At 66.7% G+C, this 18466-nt stretch carries 20 protein-coding genes; 9 read left to right on the top strand and 11 right to left on the bottom strand.

Going from position 1 to position 18466, the window contains the following annotated elements; genetic code table 11:
• The first annotated feature begins 152 nt into the window (after positions 1-152).
• Positions 153-548, top strand: a complete 396-nt coding sequence (locus ACWKWX_RS21710; protein WP_473006248.1) for a nuclear transport factor 2 family protein — start codon at positions 153-155, stop codon at positions 546-548.
• On the opposite strand, the gene ACWKWX_RS21705 is transcribed toward ACWKWX_RS21710, so the two are convergent.
• Genes ACWKWX_RS21705 through ACWKWX_RS21690 form a run of 4 tightly spaced genes read right to left on the bottom strand, consistent with a single transcriptional unit; the run spans position 459 to position 5531 of the window.
• Positions 459-1655 (bottom strand): XdhC family protein, encoded by a 1197-nt coding sequence (locus ACWKWX_RS21705; RefSeq protein ID WP_473006247.1) that lies wholly within the window; start codon positions 1653-1655, stop codon positions 459-461. The genes ACWKWX_RS21710 and ACWKWX_RS21705 overlap by 90 nt on opposite strands.
• On the bottom strand, positions 1642-2865 hold the full coding sequence (locus ACWKWX_RS21700) for a c-type cytochrome (protein WP_483828880.1): 1224 nt from the start codon (positions 2863-2865) through the stop codon (positions 1642-1644). Before ACWKWX_RS21700 ends, ACWKWX_RS21705 begins: the two co-directional genes overlap by 14 nt.
• Positions 2866-2876: 11 nt before the next feature.
• Positions 2877-5069, bottom strand: a complete 2193-nt coding sequence (locus ACWKWX_RS21695) for a xanthine dehydrogenase family protein molybdopterin-binding subunit (RefSeq protein WP_483828879.1) — start codon at positions 5067-5069, stop codon at positions 2877-2879.
• 9 nt (positions 5070-5078) lie between these two features.
• Positions 5079-5531, bottom strand: coding sequence for a (2Fe-2S)-binding protein (locus ACWKWX_RS21690; protein ID WP_416423700.1), 453 nt, complete (start codon positions 5529-5531; stop codon positions 5079-5081).
• Between the two features lie 176 nt (positions 5532-5707).
• Between ACWKWX_RS21690 and ACWKWX_RS21685 the strand changes: the two genes are divergently transcribed.
• A complete protein-coding gene (locus ACWKWX_RS21685; RefSeq protein WP_416423699.1) occupies positions 5708-6109 on the top strand; it encodes a hypothetical protein in 402 nt (133 codons plus the stop codon).
• A 151-nt stretch (positions 6110-6260) separates the two neighbouring features.
• On the opposite strand, the gene ACWKWX_RS21680 is transcribed toward ACWKWX_RS21685, so the two are convergent.
• Together ACWKWX_RS21680 and ACWKWX_RS21675 are read right to left on the bottom strand one after the other, a co-directional pair.
• Positions 6261-6536, bottom strand: a complete 276-nt coding sequence (locus ACWKWX_RS21680) for a hypothetical protein (protein ID WP_483828878.1) — start codon at positions 6534-6536, stop codon at positions 6261-6263.
• Positions 6537-6698: 162 nt separating this feature from the next.
• Complete coding sequence (locus tag ACWKWX_RS21675; RefSeq protein WP_473006239.1) at positions 6699-6992, bottom strand: hypothetical protein; 294 nt, start codon at positions 6990-6992, stop codon at positions 6699-6701.
• A 474-nt stretch (positions 6993-7466) separates the two neighbouring features.
• Here ACWKWX_RS21675 and ACWKWX_RS21670 point away from each other — a divergent pair, with 474 nt between their 5' ends.
• Positions 7467-7850 carry a polymorphic toxin type 44 domain-containing protein gene (locus ACWKWX_RS21670; protein ID WP_473006238.1) on the top strand — a complete coding sequence of 128 codons (384 nt, stop codon included), beginning with the start codon at positions 7467-7469 and terminating at the stop codon, positions 7848-7850.
• Positions 7786-8274, top strand: coding sequence for a hypothetical protein (locus ACWKWX_RS21665; protein ID WP_483828877.1), 489 nt, complete (start codon positions 7786-7788; stop codon positions 8272-8274). The genes ACWKWX_RS21670 and ACWKWX_RS21665 overlap by 65 nt, the downstream gene beginning before the upstream one ends.
• 18 nt (positions 8275-8292) lie before the next feature.
• Here ACWKWX_RS21665 and ACWKWX_RS21660 read toward each other — a convergent pair whose 3' ends face one another.
• The 3 genes from ACWKWX_RS21660 to ACWKWX_RS21650 all read right to left on the bottom strand — a co-directional run bounded on the left by ACWKWX_RS21660 (position 8293) and on the right by ACWKWX_RS21650 (position 11868).
• A complete protein-coding gene (locus ACWKWX_RS21660; RefSeq protein ID WP_416423694.1) occupies positions 8293-9804 on the bottom strand; it encodes a DHA2 family efflux MFS transporter permease subunit in 1512 nt (503 codons plus the stop codon).
• 129 nt (positions 9805-9933) lie between these two features.
• On the bottom strand, positions 9934-10683 hold the full coding sequence (locus tag ACWKWX_RS21655) for a sulfite exporter TauE/SafE family protein (RefSeq protein ID WP_483828876.1): 750 nt from the start codon (positions 10681-10683) through the stop codon (positions 9934-9936).
• A gap of 69 nt (positions 10684-10752) precedes the next feature.
• Positions 10753-11868, bottom strand: coding sequence for an aromatic ring-hydroxylating dioxygenase subunit alpha (locus ACWKWX_RS21650; protein ID WP_483828875.1), 1116 nt, complete (start codon positions 11866-11868; stop codon positions 10753-10755).
• Between the two features lie 341 nt (positions 11869-12209).
• Between ACWKWX_RS21650 and ACWKWX_RS21645 the strand changes: the two genes are divergently transcribed.
• Together ACWKWX_RS21645 and ACWKWX_RS21640 are read left to right on the top strand one after the other, a co-directional pair.
• A complete protein-coding gene (locus tag ACWKWX_RS21645; protein ID WP_483828874.1) occupies positions 12210-13367 on the top strand; it encodes an MFS transporter in 1158 nt (385 codons plus the stop codon).
• A 297-nt stretch (positions 13368-13664) separates the two neighbouring features.
• Positions 13665-14144, top strand: a complete 480-nt coding sequence (locus ACWKWX_RS21640; protein ID WP_473006232.1) for a BRO-N domain-containing protein — start codon at positions 13665-13667, stop codon at positions 14142-14144.
• Positions 14145-14302: 158 nt separating this feature from the next.
• Here the strand turns inward: ACWKWX_RS21640 and ACWKWX_RS21635 are convergent, their stop codons facing one another.
• Positions 14303-14650: a type II toxin-antitoxin system ChpB family toxin gene (locus ACWKWX_RS21635; protein ID WP_416423688.1), complete on the bottom strand. Its 348-nt coding sequence runs from the start codon at positions 14648-14650 to the stop codon at positions 14303-14305.
• Entirely contained in the window at positions 14647-14901 is a 255-nt protein-coding gene (locus ACWKWX_RS21630) for an AbrB/MazE/SpoVT family DNA-binding domain-containing protein (protein WP_416423687.1), read from the bottom strand. Before ACWKWX_RS21630 ends, ACWKWX_RS21635 begins: the two co-directional genes overlap by 4 nt.
• A gap of 253 nt (positions 14902-15154) precedes the next feature.
• Between ACWKWX_RS21630 and yfcF the strand changes: the two genes are divergently transcribed.
• From yfcF to ACWKWX_RS21615, 3 genes are all read left to right on the top strand, one after another.
• Positions 15155-15772: a glutathione transferase gene (gene yfcF, locus ACWKWX_RS21625; RefSeq protein ID WP_483828873.1), complete on the top strand. Its 618-nt coding sequence runs from the start codon at positions 15155-15157 to the stop codon at positions 15770-15772.
• Positions 15773-15925: 153 nt separating this feature from the next.
• Positions 15926-16306, top strand: a complete 381-nt coding sequence (locus ACWKWX_RS21620) for a DUF2946 domain-containing protein (RefSeq protein WP_483828872.1) — start codon at positions 15926-15928, stop codon at positions 16304-16306.
• Between the two features lie 94 nt (positions 16307-16400).
• The gene (locus tag ACWKWX_RS21615; RefSeq protein ID WP_483828871.1) at positions 16401-18461 is read left to right on the top strand and encodes a TonB-dependent receptor; all 2061 of its coding nucleotides are present in this window, start codon (positions 16401-16403) and stop codon (positions 18459-18461) included.
• Positions 18462-18466 lie beyond the last annotated feature (5 nt).

The following is an 18466-nucleotide window of genomic DNA, read 5'->3' as shown; positions in this document are numbered from 1 at the left end:
CAATGCTATCAAGCAGCCGAGCGCTTGTAACGTGAATGAATGCGCCGGCCATCGCCGCGGCCACTGCCTGCCATCGGCAAACACGATGAGCGCCCAGGGCCCCTGCCTTCCTAGAATGCCCCCTCCCCCAACCACCTTGCGAGGGCACTGCCTTGACGCTTACCCACACCGAAACCCACGCCCATCTGCTGGCCCTGGAAGCCGAGCGCAGCCGCGCCCTGGTACAGGACGACCACGCCCAAGTGGCACGGCTGTTCGCCGACGACCTGGTGTACGTGCACACCACCGGCCTGGTCCACGACAAGGCCCAGTACCTGGCCTACGCGCAAGACGTGGTGCGCTACCTGAGTGTGGAGCGCGGCCCGCTGCAGGTGCGCTTCGCCGGTGATGACCTGGCGATCATGACCGGCCCCCACGCCAACACCCTGCAGAAACGCGGCGGCGAGCACAGCGTGGCGTCAGGCGGTTTCACCACGCAGGTCTGGCGCCGCACCGGCGCTGACTGGCAGATCTGCTCGTTCCACGCCACCAAGGTCGCCGACGCCTGATTGGGCGCCGTGCAGCACTGACGGCTCGACGTCATGAATGCCCTGCTGGCGCGCCTTCAACGGCCCGCCGGCGCGGCCATTGAACACCGCGGCTATCTCGGCCAGGATGGCCATGGCCACGCTTTCCGGGTTGTCGCCGCCCAGGTCCAGGCCCATGGGGTAATGCAGGCGGTCCAGCGCGGGCAGGTGCGCGGCGTCCATGTCCGCCAGCAGCCGCTCGGTGCGGTCCCGTGGGCCCAGCTGGCCGATGTACGCCGCACCGCTGCCCAGCGCCGCCTGCAACCAATGGAAGTCCTGGGTCAGGCTGTGGGTCATGACGGCCACGGCGGCGCCGTTCAACTGCACGCTGGCCGGCAACGGCTCGCGCGCCTGGGCGCACAGCACCGCCTGGGCCTGGGGGAAACGCTCGGGGCGGGCGAAATGCGAGCGGCCGTCCACCACCGTGACCTTCCAGCCCAGCAGGTCGGCCATGCGCACCAGCGGCTGCACGTCGTGGCCGGCGCCGAATACCACCAGCCGGCGCGCCGGGGCCAGGTATTCCAGGAACACCTCGACTTCACCCCACTCGCCACGGTAACGGCGCAGCGCCGACTTGCCCTGCTGCAGCACGCAGGCAAGCCCCTGCTGCACCTGATCATTCAACGCCTGCGGCCAACCTTCGCTGCCCGGCACGCTGCGCGCGCCGACCGGCAACGGCCCGTCGCTGGCGATCACCGTGGCCAGGGCGCAGGCCTCGCCACGGTCGCGCACCCGGCGCAGGGTGCGCATCAGCAGCGAGTCGTGCTGCACGCGCTCCATCAGCACGAACACCGTGCCGTTGCAGCCCAGGCCGAAACTGAACGCGGCCTCGTCCAGCGGGTCGTCTTCATCGGCTGCCGTGCTGTAGGCCACCACCTTGGGCCCCTGTTCGCTCAGCCACCAGGCCTTGCGCGCCACCTCGTTTTCCAGGCAACCGCCGCTGACCGTGCCGCGCGGGTCGCCCACCTGGGGGATGAGCATGCGCGCGCCCGGCCGGCGGTAGGCCGAACCCTGAACCTTGACGACGGTGGCCAGCACCGCCTCGGCGCCGTCATCCAGGGCGCCCAGCAGCTCATCAATGCAGTGCACTGGCACGGCTCCGACCCACTTGCTGGGCGGTGATGCGGGCATCGGTTTCGCCAAAGCGGCGCAAGACGAAGGTACTCACGGCGGCCAACTCCTGGTTGCTGTAGGCCTGGGCAAAATCAGGCATCTTCTGTTGCGACCCGAACGTGAACGGATAGTGCCCGGCCAGCAACACGGCAACGACGTTGGTGCCCGCCGGATCGTTCAGCGACTTGAGCCCGGTGAGGGTCGCAACGCCAGTCTGGTTGCCCTGCCCGTCCAGGCGGTGGCAGCCGGCGCAGGCGTCGACGAACACCTTGCGGCCCAGGCCATCGCCCGGCGGCAACGGCCCGTCGTTGACCGCCACCGCTGGCCGCGCAATGCCCTCGGCACGGGCCGGCGAGCCCTGCAGGTACACCGCCACGGCCTTGATGTCATCGGGGGTGAGGAAGCGCAGGCTGTGCTCCACCACGTCGCTCATCGGCCCGCCGGCCATGGCGTAGCCGGGCGCCTCGCCGGTGGCCAGGTAGCGGGTCAGCACGTCCTGGGGCCAGCTGCCCACGCCATAGCGCTTGTCGGCGCTGATGTTGTAGGCCTGCCAGTTGCCGATGGTTGCGCCGGCCAGGGACTTGCTGGTGTCCACCGCCTGGGCCAGGTTGCGCGGCGAATGGCACTCGCCACAGTGGCCGGGGCCCTGCACCAGGTAGGCGCCACGGTTCCACTCGGCGGACTGCGCAGGGTCCGGCGTGAAGCGCTTGTCGTCGGCGAACACCAGGTTCCACAGGGCCATGCCCCAGCGCTGGTTGAACGGGAAGCCGATGCTGTTTTCCTTCGGCGGCTGGTTCACCGCCGGCAGGCTGGTGAGGTACGCCTTGATCGCCAGGATGTCCTCGCGCGGCATCAGCGTGTACGAGGTGTAGGGGAACGCCGGGTAATAATGCTTGCCTTCCTTGCCCACGCCTTTCTGCAGGGCGCTGACAAAGTCGTCGTCGCTCCAGCTGCCGATGCCGGTGGCGGCGTCGGCGGTGATGTTGGGCGAGTACAGGGTGCCGAACGGCAGCTGGAACGCCAGGCCGCCGGTGAACGGCTTGCCGCCGGGGGTGGTGTGGCAGGCCTCGCAGTCGGCGGCGCGGGTCAGGTATTCGCCCTTGGCGATCAACTGCGGGTCGGCGGCCAGGGCGTTGGCCCCCAGCACGGCCAGGGTGGCGGCCAGGGCAATCTTGATAAACGTCATGTCAGCCATCCTCAAACGGTGTAGTAGCCGGAACGGCTCAGGGGCAAGCGGCGCACGCGGGCGTTGGACGCTGCGTGCAAGGCGTTGACCAGGGCCGCCGCCACCGGCACCGCGCCGGTCTCGCCGACGCCACCGGGGCTTTCCAGGCTGGGCATCAGGTGCACTTCAACCGGCGGCGCGTCGCTCATGCGGATCTGCCGGTAGGCGTTGAAGTTGTTTTGCTGCACCCGGCCGTTTTCCACCAGGATCTCGTTGAACAGCGCCGCCGACAGGCCGAACAGCGTGCCGCCCTCCACCTGCGAGGTCACCGAGGTGGGGTTGTTGACGAAGCCGCAGTCGATCACCGACACCAGGCGCTTGATCTTGATGGCGCGCTCACCCTGCATTTCCAGTTCGACCACGGTGGCGATGAAGCTGCCGAACACGGCGGTCACGGCAATGCCGCGCCCCTGCCCCTTGGGCAACGGCGTGTGCCAGTCGCTCAGCTCGGCGGCGCGCTTGAGCACCGCCAGCGCCCGCGGCTGCGTGCTGATCAGCCCCGCGCGGTAGGCCACCGGGTCGGCCTTGGCGCGGTGCGCCAGCTCGTCCACGAACGACTCCAGCACATAGGTGCTACGCAACGGCCCCACGCCGCGCCACCAGGACACGGGGATGGTTTTCGGGTCTTCGCGGATGTAGCGCACCTGCAGGTGCGGCAGCTGGTAGATGGGCTCGATGGCCACCTCCACCGCGTCGGCATCGACGCCACTGGGCGGCAACGCGCCGACGAAGGCGGCGATCACCGAGGCGCCGGCAATGCGGTGGTCCCAGCCCTGGGGCCGGCCGTCGTCGTCCAGCGCGGCGTTGATGCGGTCGACGTAGTGCGGGCGGTACAGGTCGTGGGTCATGTCCTCTTCACGGCTCCACACCAGCTTGATCGGGTAGTCGACCTGGCGGGCGATGTCCACGGCCTGGAAGATGAAGTCCGACTCCAGCCGGCGGCCAAAGGCGCCGCCGATCAGCTGGTTGTGGATGATCACTTTGTCCTGGGGCAGGCCGCTGATTTTCGCCGCGCCCATCTGCGCGAACACCGGCGCCTGGGTGCCCACCCACAGTTCGCAGGCGTCGGCGCGCACGTGGGCCACGCAGCCCATGGGCTCCAGCGGCGAGTGCGAGAGGAACGGCTGCTGGTACACCGCCTCGAAGCGGCTGCTGGCCGAACCCAGGGCCTGGGCGATGTCGCCACTGGTGTGGGCGACCACGCCGTCGCGGCCGCTGGCGTCCAGCAAGGCCTTGTCCAGCAGCGCCGAATGGCCTTCGCCGTTAGGGCCGTAGTCCCAGTCGATGCGCAGGGCCTTGAGGCCTTGCTGGCAGGCCCAGAAGTGGTCGCCGATAACGGCCACGGCGTTGCTCAGCTTGATGATGTCATGCACGCCGGGCACCTTGCGCGCGTCGCCTTCGTCCAGCGCTTTCAGCGTGCCGCCGTGCACCGGGCAGGTCAGGGTCGAGGCGATGCGCATGCCCGGCACGTGCAGGTCGATGGTGAACTGCGCCTTGCCGGTGACCTTGTCGGGGGTGTCGAGGCGCCGGGCCGGGGTGCCCAGCAGCTTGAAGTCGCCGATGGCCTTGAGCGGCACGTCGGTGGGCAACGGCAGTTGCGCGGCGGCGTTGGCCAGCTCGCCGTAGCCGGCCACCTGGCCTTGGGGGCCGTGGATCTGGCCGTGTTCGGCGCGGCACTGGCTGGGGGCGACCTTCCAGCGAATGGCGGCGGCCTGGGTCAGCAGGATGCGCGCGGTGGCGCCGGCCTTGCGCAGCGGCTCCCAGGTGTAGCGCGTGGACGACGAGCCACCGGTGGCCTGGAACTGCAGGATGGTGTCGGTGTACAGCGCGCCATTGGGTGGCGCTTCCTGGATCTGCACCTGGTCCAGGCCCACTTCCAGCTCTTCGGCGACCATCATCGCGATGCCGGTCTGGGCGCCCTGGCCCATTTCGATCTTCGGCGAAATGACGCGCACGCGGCCGTCCTCGCCGATCTGTACGAAGGCGCCGAAGCCTTCGAACTGGGTGGCACCGGGGCGCCCGGGCGCCACCGCTTCAGCCGCGGCGGAGCGGGCCACCAGCGGTGGCAGCCAGGTGCTGAGCACCAGGCCGCCCAGGGTCAGCGCGCTGCCCTTGAGCAGGCCACGGCGCGACAGGTCGGGGCCGGGGAATTTTGCAGAGTTCATGGGTTACCCTCAGGCCTGGCTGACGCTTTTGATCGCGGCACGAATGCGCGTGTAGGTGGCGCAGCGGCACAGGTTGCCGCTCATCGCCGTGACGATCTGCTCGTCGTCCGCCTTGGGGTGGTTGTGCAGCAGCGCCGCCGCGGCCATGATCTGCCCCGGCTGGCAGTAGCCGCACTGCACCACTTCGTGCTCAAGCCAGGCCTGCTGCAACTGCGCGCCCACCGGCGTCTCGCCGACGCCCTCGATGGTAGTGATGGCATGGCCTTGCACTGCGCTCACCGGCAGCACGCAGGAACGCACCGCCTGGCCGTCCAGGTGCACCGTGCACACGCCGCACTGGGCGATGCCGCAGCCGTACTTGGTGCCGGTCATGCCCAGCACATCGCGCAGTACCCACAGCAGGGGCATGTCGTCGGGCACGTCGACGTCATGCGCCTGCCCATTGATGGTCAAGGTGTGCATGGTGTTTCCTCATTACAGCGATCACGGTGGCGCCTGCCGGGCTACGTTGGCCGGGCAGTACGATTTGCAAGTCTAGAACTCTAGCAGTGCAGGCCTCGGTTTATTGGACCGACGTGCTATAACCGGACGATGAAGCAAGCATTCCGCAGTTTTGTGCAAGCCGCTATGCTGGAGCCATGACCAGCCCTGTCCCGATCCGCCAGCCCTGCCCCCCGGCCGCCTGCAACTGCGGGCACGGCCAGCTGCTGGCCGACCCCGGCGCCGACCTGCGCATCCTGCAACTCACCCGCTTCGAGGAACGCAAACTGCTCGAGCGCCTGGAAAGCCTGCAAAGCTTCGAAGACCTGCAGCGCCTGTGCGGGCGCATGCACGAGTTGCTGGGCATCCGCGTGCGCATCCGCCCCAGCCACAACGAAGTGCGCAGCGCGCGCGGCTTGCTGATCGAATTCGACGAACAGCCGGGGCTGTGCCGCAAAACGCGCGAGGCGATACCGGCGGCAATACGGCGGGCGTTGGTGCAGAGGCCGGAGATATTGTTCCGGTTGCTGGATGCGGAGGATTTGTTGCGCGATGCGTAACGTTCCGCCCTGTAGCAGCGGCCGCAAGGCCGCGTCATGGGCGCTGGCTGTCAGACCAACTTGTTTACCACATATGCGTCAAACCACGGAGGCTGGATATCGGTCGAATATGTAAGCCCTGTTGGACACCAATATTGCGTCCGCCTACAGGTTAAGGGAGCGAAGAATTCACCCGATCTTCTCGCTTGCGAATCTGGAGCTTGGTGCCGCTTTTCAGATGCCCGTACTCACCCAGCGACCGAATAGACGTGCGCGAGCTTTCGGAAACCTCCATCAACTCGCCATCTTTGGCCACCAGCACACTGGCACCCTGAGCCATGGCGGCCCTGAATGCGTTGCTGAAAGCCTTGATAGCGATGTCAGGAATTCGAGCCTCCTGAACGGCGATCTGGGTTTCACTAGGGAGGGATTTTTCTTTGCGAGGCATCAGTAGCTCCGTCAACAACCCAACTCATGAGACAACCAGGCATGTCATAGACCAACCGTCGCCCTGTAGCAGCGGCCGCCAGGCCGCGTCATGGGCGCCACAGTTTACCGGATACACCGCGGCGGGGCCGGACGCAGCCTGCGGCAGCTGCTACGCGGTGGGTTACCAGGGCTTTTGCAGGCGCATTTGCTCGGCCAGGCGGTACACCTTGTCGCGGCCTTTGTGGCGGGTCCAGCGCAGGTTTTCTACCAGCGTTTTTTCTTCGGCGTTCAGTTTCACGTAACCAAGGGAACGTACTTCGGCGTGCGAAACATACTCTTCGCGCAAATTGCACAATTGCTCAAGCAGAAGCGCATGCACGGCACCGCCCCTCAAGCAATCAGAATCAAGATTTTCGAGCAGTAGAACGATATTTTGAATGCGGGCAAGGGCTGGCGATTGGGTTGCAGATTTCACGGAAGAATCCTCACGAAACAATACGACGAGAAAGCCATTCAAGCTTTTTCAGTTGTTTCTCCTTTCCGGAACGCCAATCCCGGGCCGCTGATGCAGCGGCGGGCGGACCTTACCCGGATTGGTCGGCGCGAGGCAACCCTACATCCGCTTTGGGGCAGCGGCGACGCAAACGGGTGCAATGGCACTACCTGTGGGAGCTGGCTTGCCAGCGAGCTTTTATGGCCCCAACAGCTCGCTGGCAAGCCAGCTCCCACAGGATGTAGCTGCGGCGGGGCGGCCATCCGCCGCAGGCCGCGTCATGGGCGCCACCGTTTAGCAGGGACACCGCATAGGGGCCGGGCGCAGCCTGCGGCAGCAGCTACGGGGTATAGGTATGCGAAAAATCTGTAGGAATTATCTGATTATTCATACCGAGGATCCGATAGCGTAAACGCCGTGTAAAATGCCGGGCCGCACTGCATATCAGGACGATACATGCGTATTCCCCCATCACCTCGTGGCGTTTCCATTGATGCCAACCTGTACATCGCCGCCCAGAAAAAACAGGTATTGAAGCCCGGTTCGGCTTTCCTCTACTCGTGGTTCTACAATCAGGTCCGCAATAAGGGGCCGTGGGACTACAAGCAGCTATCTCGGGATTATGAAGCATTCGGCAACTTCAACTATGGCGCCACCGGAACGGCCGCCGGTTTTTCCGAAACCGTCCTTCTGCGCGCCGCCGGTTTTGCGCAGAGTCGTGCTGGCACCTCCAATCCCGACTTGGGTCATTGGTGGGGCAACGCGCCGTACGGTGATGATCTTCAAGACCAGCTTTGCATCAAACAAGGGATTGCGTATGCCAAGTGGAAAAACTTCTAGTTCAAACCTGCAACGCGCTGCCAATGTCCTACTGGTGCTGGCGCTCGCCACCCTCGCCTGGCAATGGCTCACCCGCCCCACCGCCCCGCATCTGGACAAACTGGTGGTCAAGCAGCCGTTGGGCGACAGCACCTTCCTCTACGGCGCACGCGACAACCGTGGAGGCGCGACGACCGGCTTCAGCTATCGATACTACGTGCAGCAGGACGCGGGGGATGACGCAGCGACGTTGGAAAAGCTTGCCCAAGCCTCTGCGTTCCTGGTGGCTGATGATGATGCCGTTAAAGCGGAACAGGGCCAGGACAGCATCACGATCAAGGTCAACGGCCGGGTATTCGACTATCGAAGTGACGCATTGGTCGCAGCGCCCGACCATTACCGGCAGGTGCGATTTTCAATGGTACAAACCGCGGCCCGCCCGTAGCAGCGGCCACAGGCCGCGTCACGGGGGTGGGGTTTTGGTTGCGCGGGAAAGCACCAGGCTGAGCACCAACAGCCACGCCACCGTCATTACCGCGCCACCCGCCAACAGGCTGGCGCTGATGGCCGTGCGGTACAGCTCGGTCAATTGCGCCACATCCGCCCCCGCCACTGCACCCAGCCCCTGGGGCAAGGTCAGCGACATGCCTTGCAGCGCCGCCGGCAGCTCGGCCAGTTCCCGGCGCAGGGTGTAGCTCATGATGCCGCCGGCCACGGCCACGCCCAGCGCAGCCCCCAGGGAGCGGCAGAACGACAGCCCCGCCGTGGCCGCGCCCATCACCTTCAACGGCACGGCGTTCTGCACGATGACCGTGGCGTTGGGCATGCCGATGCCCATGCCCGAGCCCAGCACGCCCATGGCCAGCAGGAAGTAGCCGGCGCCCAGTTTGTGCTGGGCAAAGATCAGCAGCATGAACAGGCCCACCGCTTCCAGGCCCACGCCCAGCAACAGCAGCACCACGTGGTTCTGCTTGCGGGTGGAGATGGCGCCGCCGATGAACGAGCTGATGACCATCATCACTACCTGCGGCAGGGTCATGATGCCCGACTCGGTAGGCGTCTGGTGCAGCACGGCCTGGTAGTACAGCGGCATGAACACCAGCGAGCCCATCATGGCGAAGGCCATGGCCGCCATGGCGGCGATGGCGATGGAGTAGCGGCGGTTGGCGAACAGGCGCGGGTCGATGATCGGCTCCGGCGCCTTGTGCTCCACCCGGTACAGCAGGGCGAACCCGAAGAATGCCAGCAGGCCCAGGGCCCAGGTGCTGAAACTGTCCGCCTGGCCGGCCAGGGAGAAGGAATGGGTGAGCAACAGCAGCGCCGAAGTGGCCACGCACAGCACGGCCGCGCCGCGGTAGTCGACCTTCACATCGGCCTGGCGCTTGATGGCCGGCAGGTTGATCATCAGCCCGGCGATGGCCAGCGCGCCCAGGGGAATGTTGATCAGGAACACCCAGCGCCAGCTCCACTGGGTGGTGATGAAGCCGCCCAGCAGCGGGCCCGCCGCGGCGCTGACGGCGAAGGCTGCCGAGAACAGCCCCTGGTAGCGCCCCCGCTCGGAGGGTTTCACCACGCTGCCGATCACCACTTGGGACAAGGTCATCAGCCCGCCGGCGCCCAGCCCCTGCAGGCCGCGGAAGGCGATGAGCTGGGTCATGCTGGTGGCCAGGCCGCACAGCAGCGAGGCGCCGACGAATACGCCGATGCTGATAAGGAACAGCGGCCGCTGGCCGTACTGGTCCGAGAGCTTGCCGTACAGCGGCGCGCCGATGGTGCTGGTGAGCATGAACAGCGTCACCACCCAGCTCATGCCCTCGATGCCTTTCATTTCACTGGCGATCACCGGCAGCGCGGTGGCGACGATGCTCTGGTCGAGGGCCGCCAGCACCATGGCCACCAGCAGCGAGGCCAGCAGCCAGAAGCGCGGTGAGGTGGAGGCCGTGGCGGCGGTTTCCGTGGTGGAGGTGGAAGACAACGGGCAGTTCCTTGAAGGTCAGGTAAAGGCGCGGCCGCTGATTTAGCCTTGCCGGCTATCCATCTGACAAGGGTGGGGGCGAAAGCTCCGCAGTTTCTGCACAGTTGCCGAAGAGCCGGGCCGCGCTGCCTAGTGTTTCAATGCCAGCAAGCCGGCACACAGCACCAGGAACAGGCAGAACAGCGTGCGCAGGGTGCGCTCGGGCAAGCGATAGGCAACCTTCACGCCCCAGCTGACGCTGACCAGCCCGCCCACCGCCATGGGAATGCCCATCAGCCAGTTCACATGATGGTGCAGCGCGTAGGTGACCAGGGTGATGCCGGTGCTGGGCGCTGCCAACGCCAGGGACAGTGCCTGGGCCGCCACCTGGCTGGCGCCGAATACGCTGGTGAGCACCGGTGTGGCCAGCACCGAGCCGCCGACGCCGAAGAAGCCGCCCAGCACCCCGCTGCCGCCGCCCAGGGCCAGCAGTGCCGGCCAGCGGGCGCGCACCTCGCCGCTACCGGCGGCCTTGGGCAGGAACATCTGCGCGTAATTGTAGGCAGCCAGCACCAGCATGAACACGGCAAAGCCGATGCGCATGGCGTTGGGGTCAAGGCCCACGGCAATCATCGAGGCAAGCCCTGCGCACACCAGCCCGCCGGCCGCCAGCGGCAGCGCCTGGTAGAAGTTGATGGGCGTGCGCTGGTGGTAGCGCCACATGGCCAGCAGGATGTTCGGCACCACCATCACCAACGCCGTGCCCTGGGCCTGCTGCTGGTCGAGGTTGAAGAACAGCGCCAGCACCGGAATGGCGATCAGCCCGCCGCCGATGCCGAAAATCCCGCCCAGGGTGCCCATGGCGGCGCCCAGCGCCAGGTACATCAACCACTCGATCATCTTGCTACCTTCATTCGTCGTCGCCCCGTGCGCGGCGGCGACCTTACTGCAGCGCGGCGCGCAGGACAATCACGAACGCGGGGCGGTGACGTCCAGCAGCGGGATTTCCTCGATGGCCCAGGCCCCGCCCTCGCGCCGCGCCGGGCTGGGCACCACGCAGGCGGTGCGGCCGGTGAACTCGCGGGCCAGGCGCGCCTCGTCGATGCGCCAGCCGCGCTGTTCCAGCTCGCGCAGGCGCTGGCGGAAGGCGATCTGCAGGCCGTCGGACTTCACCGACACCTCCTGCTGCCAGGTGTCCGGCACGCGTTCGGGGCGCACCTTGCGCAGCACTTCGTGGTCCTGCTCGAAGATGCGCAGGTTGCTGGCGATGGTGCGGCGGTCGAACAGCGGCGAGCGCAGGAAGGTGCGGCCCATCATCCACCAGGTGCGCGTGCGGTTGGCGGCCACCGGCACGTGGGCGGAGACGATATGGATGCGCCAGCCCGCGCGCGGCGCCAGCTCCAGGGTGGCGCAGGGGCCGGAGAAGTGGAAGCCGGGCACGGTGGTGACGTCCACGTGCTCGCCCGTGGGCCGGCGCCGCAGCCAGCCCTTGCGCACCGCGCGGCGCATGACCATGTGGGCGTGGCCGCTCCAGGCCTGGCGTTCGACGTCGAAGGAGGCGATTTGCGGGTGGTCGGGGTCGCCGAAGGTGGACCCGTGCACGAACGGCGCGTGGGCAAAATCCAGGCCGTTTTCCATGACCCGGTCCCAGCTGGCGTCCCAGTCGAAATGCCCGGAGACCACGCGCACGTTGGGGTCGTCGACCCAGTCCAGCGCCGGCAGCGGCGGCCGTTCGGCCTCGGGCAGGTCGCCGATGAAGGCCCAGACCCAACCGTGGCGTTCAAGGGTCGGGTAGGCGTCCACCCGCGCCTTGAGCGGTATGCGCGCGTCAGGCTGCGCCGGAATGTGCGTGCAGCGGCCATCGGCGCCAAAGCGCCAGCCGTGGTAGGGGCACTGCACGCTGGCGCCGACCTTGCTGCCCGCCGACAGCGAGCCGCCGCGGTGCACGCAGATGTCGGACAGCAGCCGCGCCACCCCGGCCTCGTCACGGAAGGCCACGAACGGCTGGCCCAGCAGTTGCACCGGCGCCAGGCCATCAGTCAGCTGCGCCGAGGGCAGCACCACGTACCAGAGATTTTTCAGCATGGGAATGAACAGGCCAGAAGGGAGAACAAGGTTACCCCTTGGACCACGCCAAGGCCAAACAGTTGACCGTTCGGCCAGGCCTGGCCTAGAGTACGCGCCTGTTTCAGCGGACCGCCTTGCACATGCTTCGTGCCCACCACCCCTTCCAGGCACTGCCACCCTGCCCCACCGACGCCGGCCTGAGCCGCCGCCGCAGCGTGCTGTTCGCGTTCACCTTCTCCCCGCCCCGCCACGCCTGATCCCCACGGCCAGCCCCTGTTCCTCACGGAAGCGGCTCGTCCGGTTGCGCGTGCGTGCCCGAAGGTGCGCGCGCGCTGTTGATTTGCCTGCGTGGACCACCCATGAATCGCCTGACCCTGCCTGTATTGTTGTTCGTCGCCGCCGTGACCGGCATCTGCCTGGGCGCCACCGCGCCCCTCACCGCCCTGCGCCTGCTGGAAGGCGGCGCCAGTGCCGCGCAAATCGGCATGCTCTCGGCGCTGCCTGCCGTGGGCATGATGCTGGCCGCCAGCCTGTGCGCGCGGCTGGCGCGGCGCTTCCACCGCCGCCAGCTATTCCAGGCCTGCCTGGCCCTGTGCCTGGTCAGCGTGGCGCTGCTGGAACCGGCGCGCCATTCGCTGTACAGCCTGGCCGCGCTGCGCCTGGGCATGGGGCTGGGCATGGGCCTGGTGATCATCCTCAGCGAGGCCTGGATCAATGAACTGAGCAGCGACCAGCGCCGCGGCCAGTCCATCGCCGTGTACACCACAGCCTACACCGGCAGCCAGATGCTCGGCCCGCTGTTGATCTCGCTGCTGGGCACCGACGGCCCGGCGGTGATCGTCACCGCCAGCGCGAGCCTGGTGCTGGCCTGGTTGGCCCTTCTGGGCCTGGACAGCAGCGACCCCGCCGCCAGCGAAGCAGACACCGCCCGCAGTTTCTCCCTGGCCGGCTTCCTGCGCCTGGCGCCGACGCTGTGCATGGGCGTGCTGTTCTTCTCATTCTTCGACAGCGTGGTGCTGGCGCTTTTCCCGGTGTACGCCAGCGACAACGGCATCGCCCCGGCCGAGGCGGCGCTGATGGTCAGCGTCATCCTGCTGGGCGACATGTGCCTGCAGCTGCCCCTGGGCTGGCTGGCCGACCGCGTGCCGCGTGCCGCCCTGCACCTGGCCTGCGGCGTGTGCGTGCTAGCCATCGGCGCCAGCCTGGCGTGGCTGATCGGCGCCGGCAGCCTGCTGTGGCCGGTGCTGTTCCTGCTGGGCGCGGCGGCGGGCGGCACCTACACCCTGGCCATCGTGCTGATTGGCGAGCGCTTCCGCGGCCAGGACCTGGTCACCGCTAACGCGGGCGCCGGCTTGCTGTTCGGCCTGGGCAGCGTGCTGGGGCCGGTGGTCAGTGGCGGGTTGATGCAAGCGTCCAGCGTGGGCTTGCCGGTGGCGTTGTCGATAGCGGCTGGGGTGTTCGTGTGCACGGCGGCAGGTGGGGTGTGGCAGGCGCGGGGGCGGTTGGCGGCGGGTTGAGGCGGCGTTCACCGGCTACGCAATTTCCCCTTACATCCTCACGGTTGTCACTGCCCCGAGGCACCGATACCCTTCGCACCGTCTTCAAACAACGAAGACCGGGTTTGACGACCCGATTCACGAAACCCGCAGCACCATAATGCTTATTGGAGGGCAAAATGCCTAAAATAAGCCTTATGGCAGCTGCGTGCGGGAGGCCTTCGGGCCTGCCGGTCGTGACCGGTTCGTCAACCTGCGCGCAGCTGCCACCCACCATCTTCCGCCCCGTGGCAGCGCTGGCCCCCTGGAGCTATCGCCATGGACGCGTTCACCGCCACAACGTTTTTCCGCCACCAACGGCCGCTTCGCGCGCTGATGATCGAAGGCCAGGCCTGGTTCTGCGTCAAAGACCTGGGCCGCCTGCTGGGGCTGCCCTACCCCGAACGCCGCCTGCACCGCCTGGAACGCGACCAGCACCGCGACACCTGGGTGAAGGCCGACGGCCAGTGGGGCAAGCACCTGCTGGTGAGTGAATGCGGGGCCCTGACCCTGATCGTGCGCAACCAGATCCCCGAAAACCGCGGCATACGCCACTGGCTGGTGCACGAGGTGATTCCCGCGCTGCGCCATGGCGAACCTTGCGAGCAACCGTCGGTGACGGCCATGAGTTGGCGCGGCGAGCCGCTGCGCGTGATGTATTGGCGCGATGAGCCGTGGGTGCGGTTGCGGGACATGCCCGGGGTGCTACCCAGGGAAGGGGCAAGGCCGAAAGAGCGGTGGTGGGCGCGGTGGAATTGAAGCGTAGACGCTGCCGCCAGGCTGCGCTGGGCCCGGCGTACGCTGAAGGTTTGCAGCGTGGCTGAGGGCCAGCGCAGCCTGCGGCAGCGGCTACGGGTGGGGGGCGGGAGAGCGGTGTGTATCCCGGACGCGGCCTGGCGGCCGCTGCTACAGGTGGCTTATTCCAACAGGGCCTGAACCCTGGCCAATGCATCGTCTACCACCGCTTGCGGCGCCTTTTCGATTCGCTTGGCTTGGCGGGCCTCAAGGTCCATTGAACGAATCTGATTGACCAACACCGCGCCCTGGGTCTCACAGCCGCTTCCCGTCAACGGCACCGCGAAGCCTGCATCCCGGGAGAAATTTCCTCCTTGGGTGATGGGTGCCACCAGCGCCAGGCCCAGCGCATTGAATGCAGCCGGGGACAACACCATGGCGGGCCGTGAGTCGCCTTGCTGCTCCCGTCCAGAGGTGGGGTTGAAGGTGATACGAATGATGTCCCCGCGATCAATCTTGCCGCGTCTCATACTTCGCGCCCTACAGGCGGCAGGGCATGCCAATCAGCCATACCCTCTGTTTCGGGAGCCGTGCTATCGCACTGATCCAGCAGTTCTGCGAGCGTATAGCGGGGCTTCTTCGAGGCTGGGGTCAACACAATATTGCCGTCCAGAATATCCAGGCTCAAAGTATCGCCCATGCTGATCCCCAGTTGCTTGAGCACGGTTGCCGGTACTCGAAGCCCGGCACTGTTACCCCATTGCTGGATTTTGACATCCATGACCGCCTCCATTTCTTCACCTCTTATGTTGATACATTGTATATCCGCTTCATAGGCGGGATTCAACGCATATGTTTATACAAAGGCTCTACGGAATGGCCTGTGCTTGCAGTAGGACTTTTCCGATCTTTGACGGAGAACTGGTTCCTCCCCCCAATTCCCCCCCGGAATGCCCCCATGAAAACCCCTCATTTCATTTCCCGCCGCCCATCCCGTACGCTGCCCCTTCACCCGCCAATCAAGGAGCCGTGCCGTGAGTCTTCGCCTGTATGTCGATGCCCAGTTCACCAGCCCCTATGCCATGTCGGTGTTCGTCACGCTGACGGAAAAAGGCCTGCCGTTCGAGGTGCACCCGGTTGACCTGGACGCGCTTGAGCAACACGCCACGCCCTACGCCGGCTTGTCCCTGACCCGCCGCGTGCCGACCCTGGTGAACGGCAATTTCGCCCTGTCGGAATCCTCGGCCATCTGCGAATACCTGGACGAACTGTATTCAGACCGCCCGGTCTACCCGCAGGCCCTGGAGGCGCGTGCCCGGGCGCGGCAGGTGCAGGCGTGGCTGCGCAGCGATTTGGCGGCCATCCGCCAGGAGCGCTCCACGCTGGTGGTGTTCTGCGGCCAGAAGGCAGCGCGCTTGTCTGCGGAAGCCGAAGCCGGCCGGGACAAGTTGTTCGCTGCCGCCGGAGCCCTGCTGGGCGACGGCCGCGAGCACCTGTTCGGCGACTGGTCGATCGCTGACACCGACCTGGCGCTGATGCTCAACCGCCTGGTTTTGAACGGTGACGAGGTGCCGCCGGCTCTGAAGCGTTATGCCCAGAGGCAGTGGCAGCGACCGTCCGTGCAGGCCTGGGTTGCGCAGCCTCGGGCCTGACGCACCGCGGCGTCTGGGACGCGGCCTGCGGCCGCTACATCCTGTGGGAGCTGGCTTGCCAGCGAGCTCTTGGGACCATAAAAGCTCGCTGGCAAGCCAGCTCCCACAAAGACCGTTGCTGCTACAATGCCGGCCCCGTCATCGGAACCGCGCATGAGCGTTACCCGCCGCTTCAGTCACTGGCTTGCCTGTTTTGCCGTGCTGGTCAATCTGTTGGCCATGCCCCTGCATGCCCAGCAGATGCAGGCGATGGAAAGCATGCCGGCCGAGCACTGCGGCATGCCGGGCATGGCGGCCATGCACGACGACATTCGCCGCCTGGTGGACGTGCTGGACCCGCACCCGCACAAGATGCACCACGGCGACTGCTGTTGCTGTGGTGCCAGCGGCCTGGCCGGGCCGCCCGCCAGCCACTGGCGCGCGCCCCTGCCGCGCTATGTGGTCCAGGGCCCGGTGCTGCAACCCACGGTGCCCAGCGTAACGCCCCGCTATCGCTGGCCCAGCCTCAACCCGCGCGCCTCCCCGCTGACCTGAGCAGTACCCCCTCATCTGCTCCGCACACCGCAGCCCGCCATGGGCCTGCGCGCCCGTGCACGACTTTTACTTGGCTCACCAGGAACCGTGAACCATGGCTTTTCAGCGCAACCTTCACCCGGCGCGGCCTGCCCGCGCCTGCACCACCTGCCTGCTGCTCACCGGCGCCTTCAGCTGCGCCCACGCCTTCGCCGGCAACGCCCAGGACTCGACCCTGACCCTGGGCACCGTCACCGTCAACAGCGCCCAGGCCGGGCCACTGTCCACCAGCAGCGTGCTCAGCTCGGTGGATATACTGGGGGGCGACGTGGTGGAAAAAATGCCCGTCGCCTACAGCTGGGAACTGTTCAGCCGCCTGCCCGGCGTGGAGCTCACCGAGTTCAACCAGGGCACCACGTCCGGCAAGATCTCCTTCCGCGGCTTCAACGGCGAAGGCGAAGTGAACGCCGTGAAGCTGCTGATCGACGGCATTCCCAGCAACAGCAACGACGGCAACATGCCCTTCCTGGACATGGTCTTCCCGCTGGACATCGACAGCATCGAAGTGGTGCGCGGCACCAGCGACCCGCGCTACGGCCTGGACAACATCGCCGGCAACGTCAACATCAACACGCGCATCGGTGGCGACTACACCAAGGCGCGGGTGCGCTATGGCAGCTACGGCACCCGCGAGACGCAACTGGCCAAGGGCATCGAGAGCGCCAACTGGACCCAGAACTACTTCCTGGCGTACCAGAAGGCCGACGGCTACCGCGACCACGCCGACCAGGACCGCGTGTCGGTGGCCGGCAAGTGGTTCTACACCCCGGATGACGCGGCCTACCGCCTGGGCCTGATACTGCGCCACTACGAAGGCCAGGCCGACGAGCCCGGCTACCTCACCGGCGCCAACGCCCACAGCCACCCCACCATGACCAACAGCTACAACGACAGCGACCAGGGCACCCGGCGCATGAACAGCGCCAGCCTGCACTTCGACACGGACCTTGCCGACGACCTGTCGCTGGCCGCCAAGGCCTACCTCAACACCTTCGACGACCGCCGCTGGACCCGCTACTGGAGCAGCAGCACCCAGCAGGAGCGCGACGCCTACGAAACCCAGTACGGCGCCATGACCACCCTGACCTGGCGCCCGCAGGTGGACGTGCTGCACGCCCTGGCCGTGGAAGGCGGCGTGGACGTGCAGCGCCAGCAGAACGTCAGCGAGCGCTACAGCACCGTGGAACGGCTGCGCAGCGCCCAGACCCGCGACCAGCATTTTGATTTCAACACCCTGGGCGCCTACGTGCAGACCGTCATCGAGCCCACTGACAGCCTGAAGATCATCCCCGCCTACCGCGTCGACAAGCTCAGTGGCGACTACACCGACGAGCTGACCGGCAATAGCTACACCATGAACGACTACGGCCTGATCAAGCAGCCCAAGCTGAGCGTGGTGTATTCGCCGTGGTCGGTGGCCAGCCTGTACGCCAACTGGGGCCGCACCTTCCAGGTGGGCACCGGCTCGTCCAGCTACAAGGTGCCGCCGCAGACCAGCGACCTGGCGCCGTCGATCAACGACGGTTGGGAGACCGGGGTGAAGTTCACCCCCACGGCCTGGCTGGACGGGCGCATCGCCTACTGGCAGCAAGAGGCGTCCGGCGAGGTCAGCCGCCGCTTGAACGACCCCAGCGGCGCCTCGGACAACATCGGCGAAACCCGGCGCTGGGGCTATGACCTGCAGCTCAACCTGCACCCCGGCGAGCGCACCCAGGCGTGGCTGGCGTACTCCTGGCAGTACTCGAAAATCCTCAAGGCCGGCTCCACCTACCCCGACAGCCAGGGCAACGAGATCGACCACGTGCCGCACCACGTCTACAACGCCGGCGCCAGCTACCAGCTGACCCCGGCGCTGAGCGTGAACGGCTGGGTGAACGGCCAGAGCGACTACTACCTGGAGGACGACAACAGCCAGGGCAAGTTCGGCGGCTACGTGCTGTTGAACCTGGGCGCCACCTACAAGCTCAGCGAGCACCTGAGCGTGGACGTGCAGCTGAAGAACCTCGCCAACCGCTACTACGAGTACGTGTGGTACGACCCGGACGGCGCCCAGGCGCCGCTGCACTCACCCGGCGACGGGCGCGCGTTGTACACCGGGCTGACGCTGGACTTCTGAGGCTG

This window comes from Pseudomonas imperatae, assembly GCF_057128625.1.
This window is presented reverse-complemented; position numbering and strand designations above follow the sequence as displayed.

Coding starts and splice junctions, on each gene's coding strand:
- ACWKWX_RS21650 (WP_483828875.1), bottom strand. CDS start 11,868: ATGCTGAAAAATCTCTGGTACGTGGTGCTGCCCTCGGCGCAGCTGACT.
- ACWKWX_RS21680 (WP_483828878.1), bottom strand. CDS start 6,536: ATGCCTCGCAAAGAAAAATCCCTCCCTAGTGAAACCCAGATCGCCGTT.
- ACWKWX_RS21695 (WP_483828879.1), bottom strand. CDS start 5,069: ATGAACTCTGCAAAATTCCCCGGCCCCGACCTGTCGCGCCGTGGCCTG.
- ACWKWX_RS21690 (WP_416423700.1), bottom strand. CDS start 5,531: ATGCACACCTTGACCATCAATGGGCAGGCGCATGACGTCGACGTGCCC.
- ACWKWX_RS21615 (WP_483828871.1), top strand. CDS start 16,401: ATGGCTTTTCAGCGCAACCTTCACCCGGCGCGGCCTGCCCGCGCCTGC.
- ACWKWX_RS21640 (WP_473006232.1), top strand. CDS start 13,665: ATGGACGCGTTCACCGCCACAACGTTTTTCCGCCACCAACGGCCGCTT.
- ACWKWX_RS21700 (WP_483828880.1), bottom strand. CDS start 2,865: ATGACGTTTATCAAGATTGCCCTGGCCGCCACCCTGGCCGTGCTGGGG.
- ACWKWX_RS21630 (WP_416423687.1), bottom strand. CDS start 14,901: ATGGATGTCAAAATCCAGCAATGGGGTAACAGTGCCGGGCTTCGAGTA.
- ACWKWX_RS21620 (WP_483828872.1), top strand. CDS start 15,926: ATGAGCGTTACCCGCCGCTTCAGTCACTGGCTTGCCTGTTTTGCCGTG.
- ACWKWX_RS21635 (WP_416423688.1), bottom strand. CDS start 14,650: ATGAGACGCGGCAAGATTGATCGCGGGGACATCATTCGTATCACCTTC.
- ACWKWX_RS21665 (WP_483828877.1), top strand. CDS start 7,786: ATGATCTTCAAGACCAGCTTTGCATCAAACAAGGGATTGCGTATGCCA.
- ACWKWX_RS21685 (WP_416423699.1), top strand. CDS start 5,708: ATGACCAGCCCTGTCCCGATCCGCCAGCCCTGCCCCCCGGCCGCCTGC.
- ACWKWX_RS21670 (WP_473006238.1), top strand. CDS start 7,467: ATGCGTATTCCCCCATCACCTCGTGGCGTTTCCATTGATGCCAACCTG.
- ACWKWX_RS21655 (WP_483828876.1), bottom strand. CDS start 10,683: ATGATCGAGTGGTTGATGTACCTGGCGCTGGGCGCCGCCATGGGCACC.
- ACWKWX_RS21645 (WP_483828874.1), top strand. CDS start 12,210: ATGAATCGCCTGACCCTGCCTGTATTGTTGTTCGTCGCCGCCGTGACC.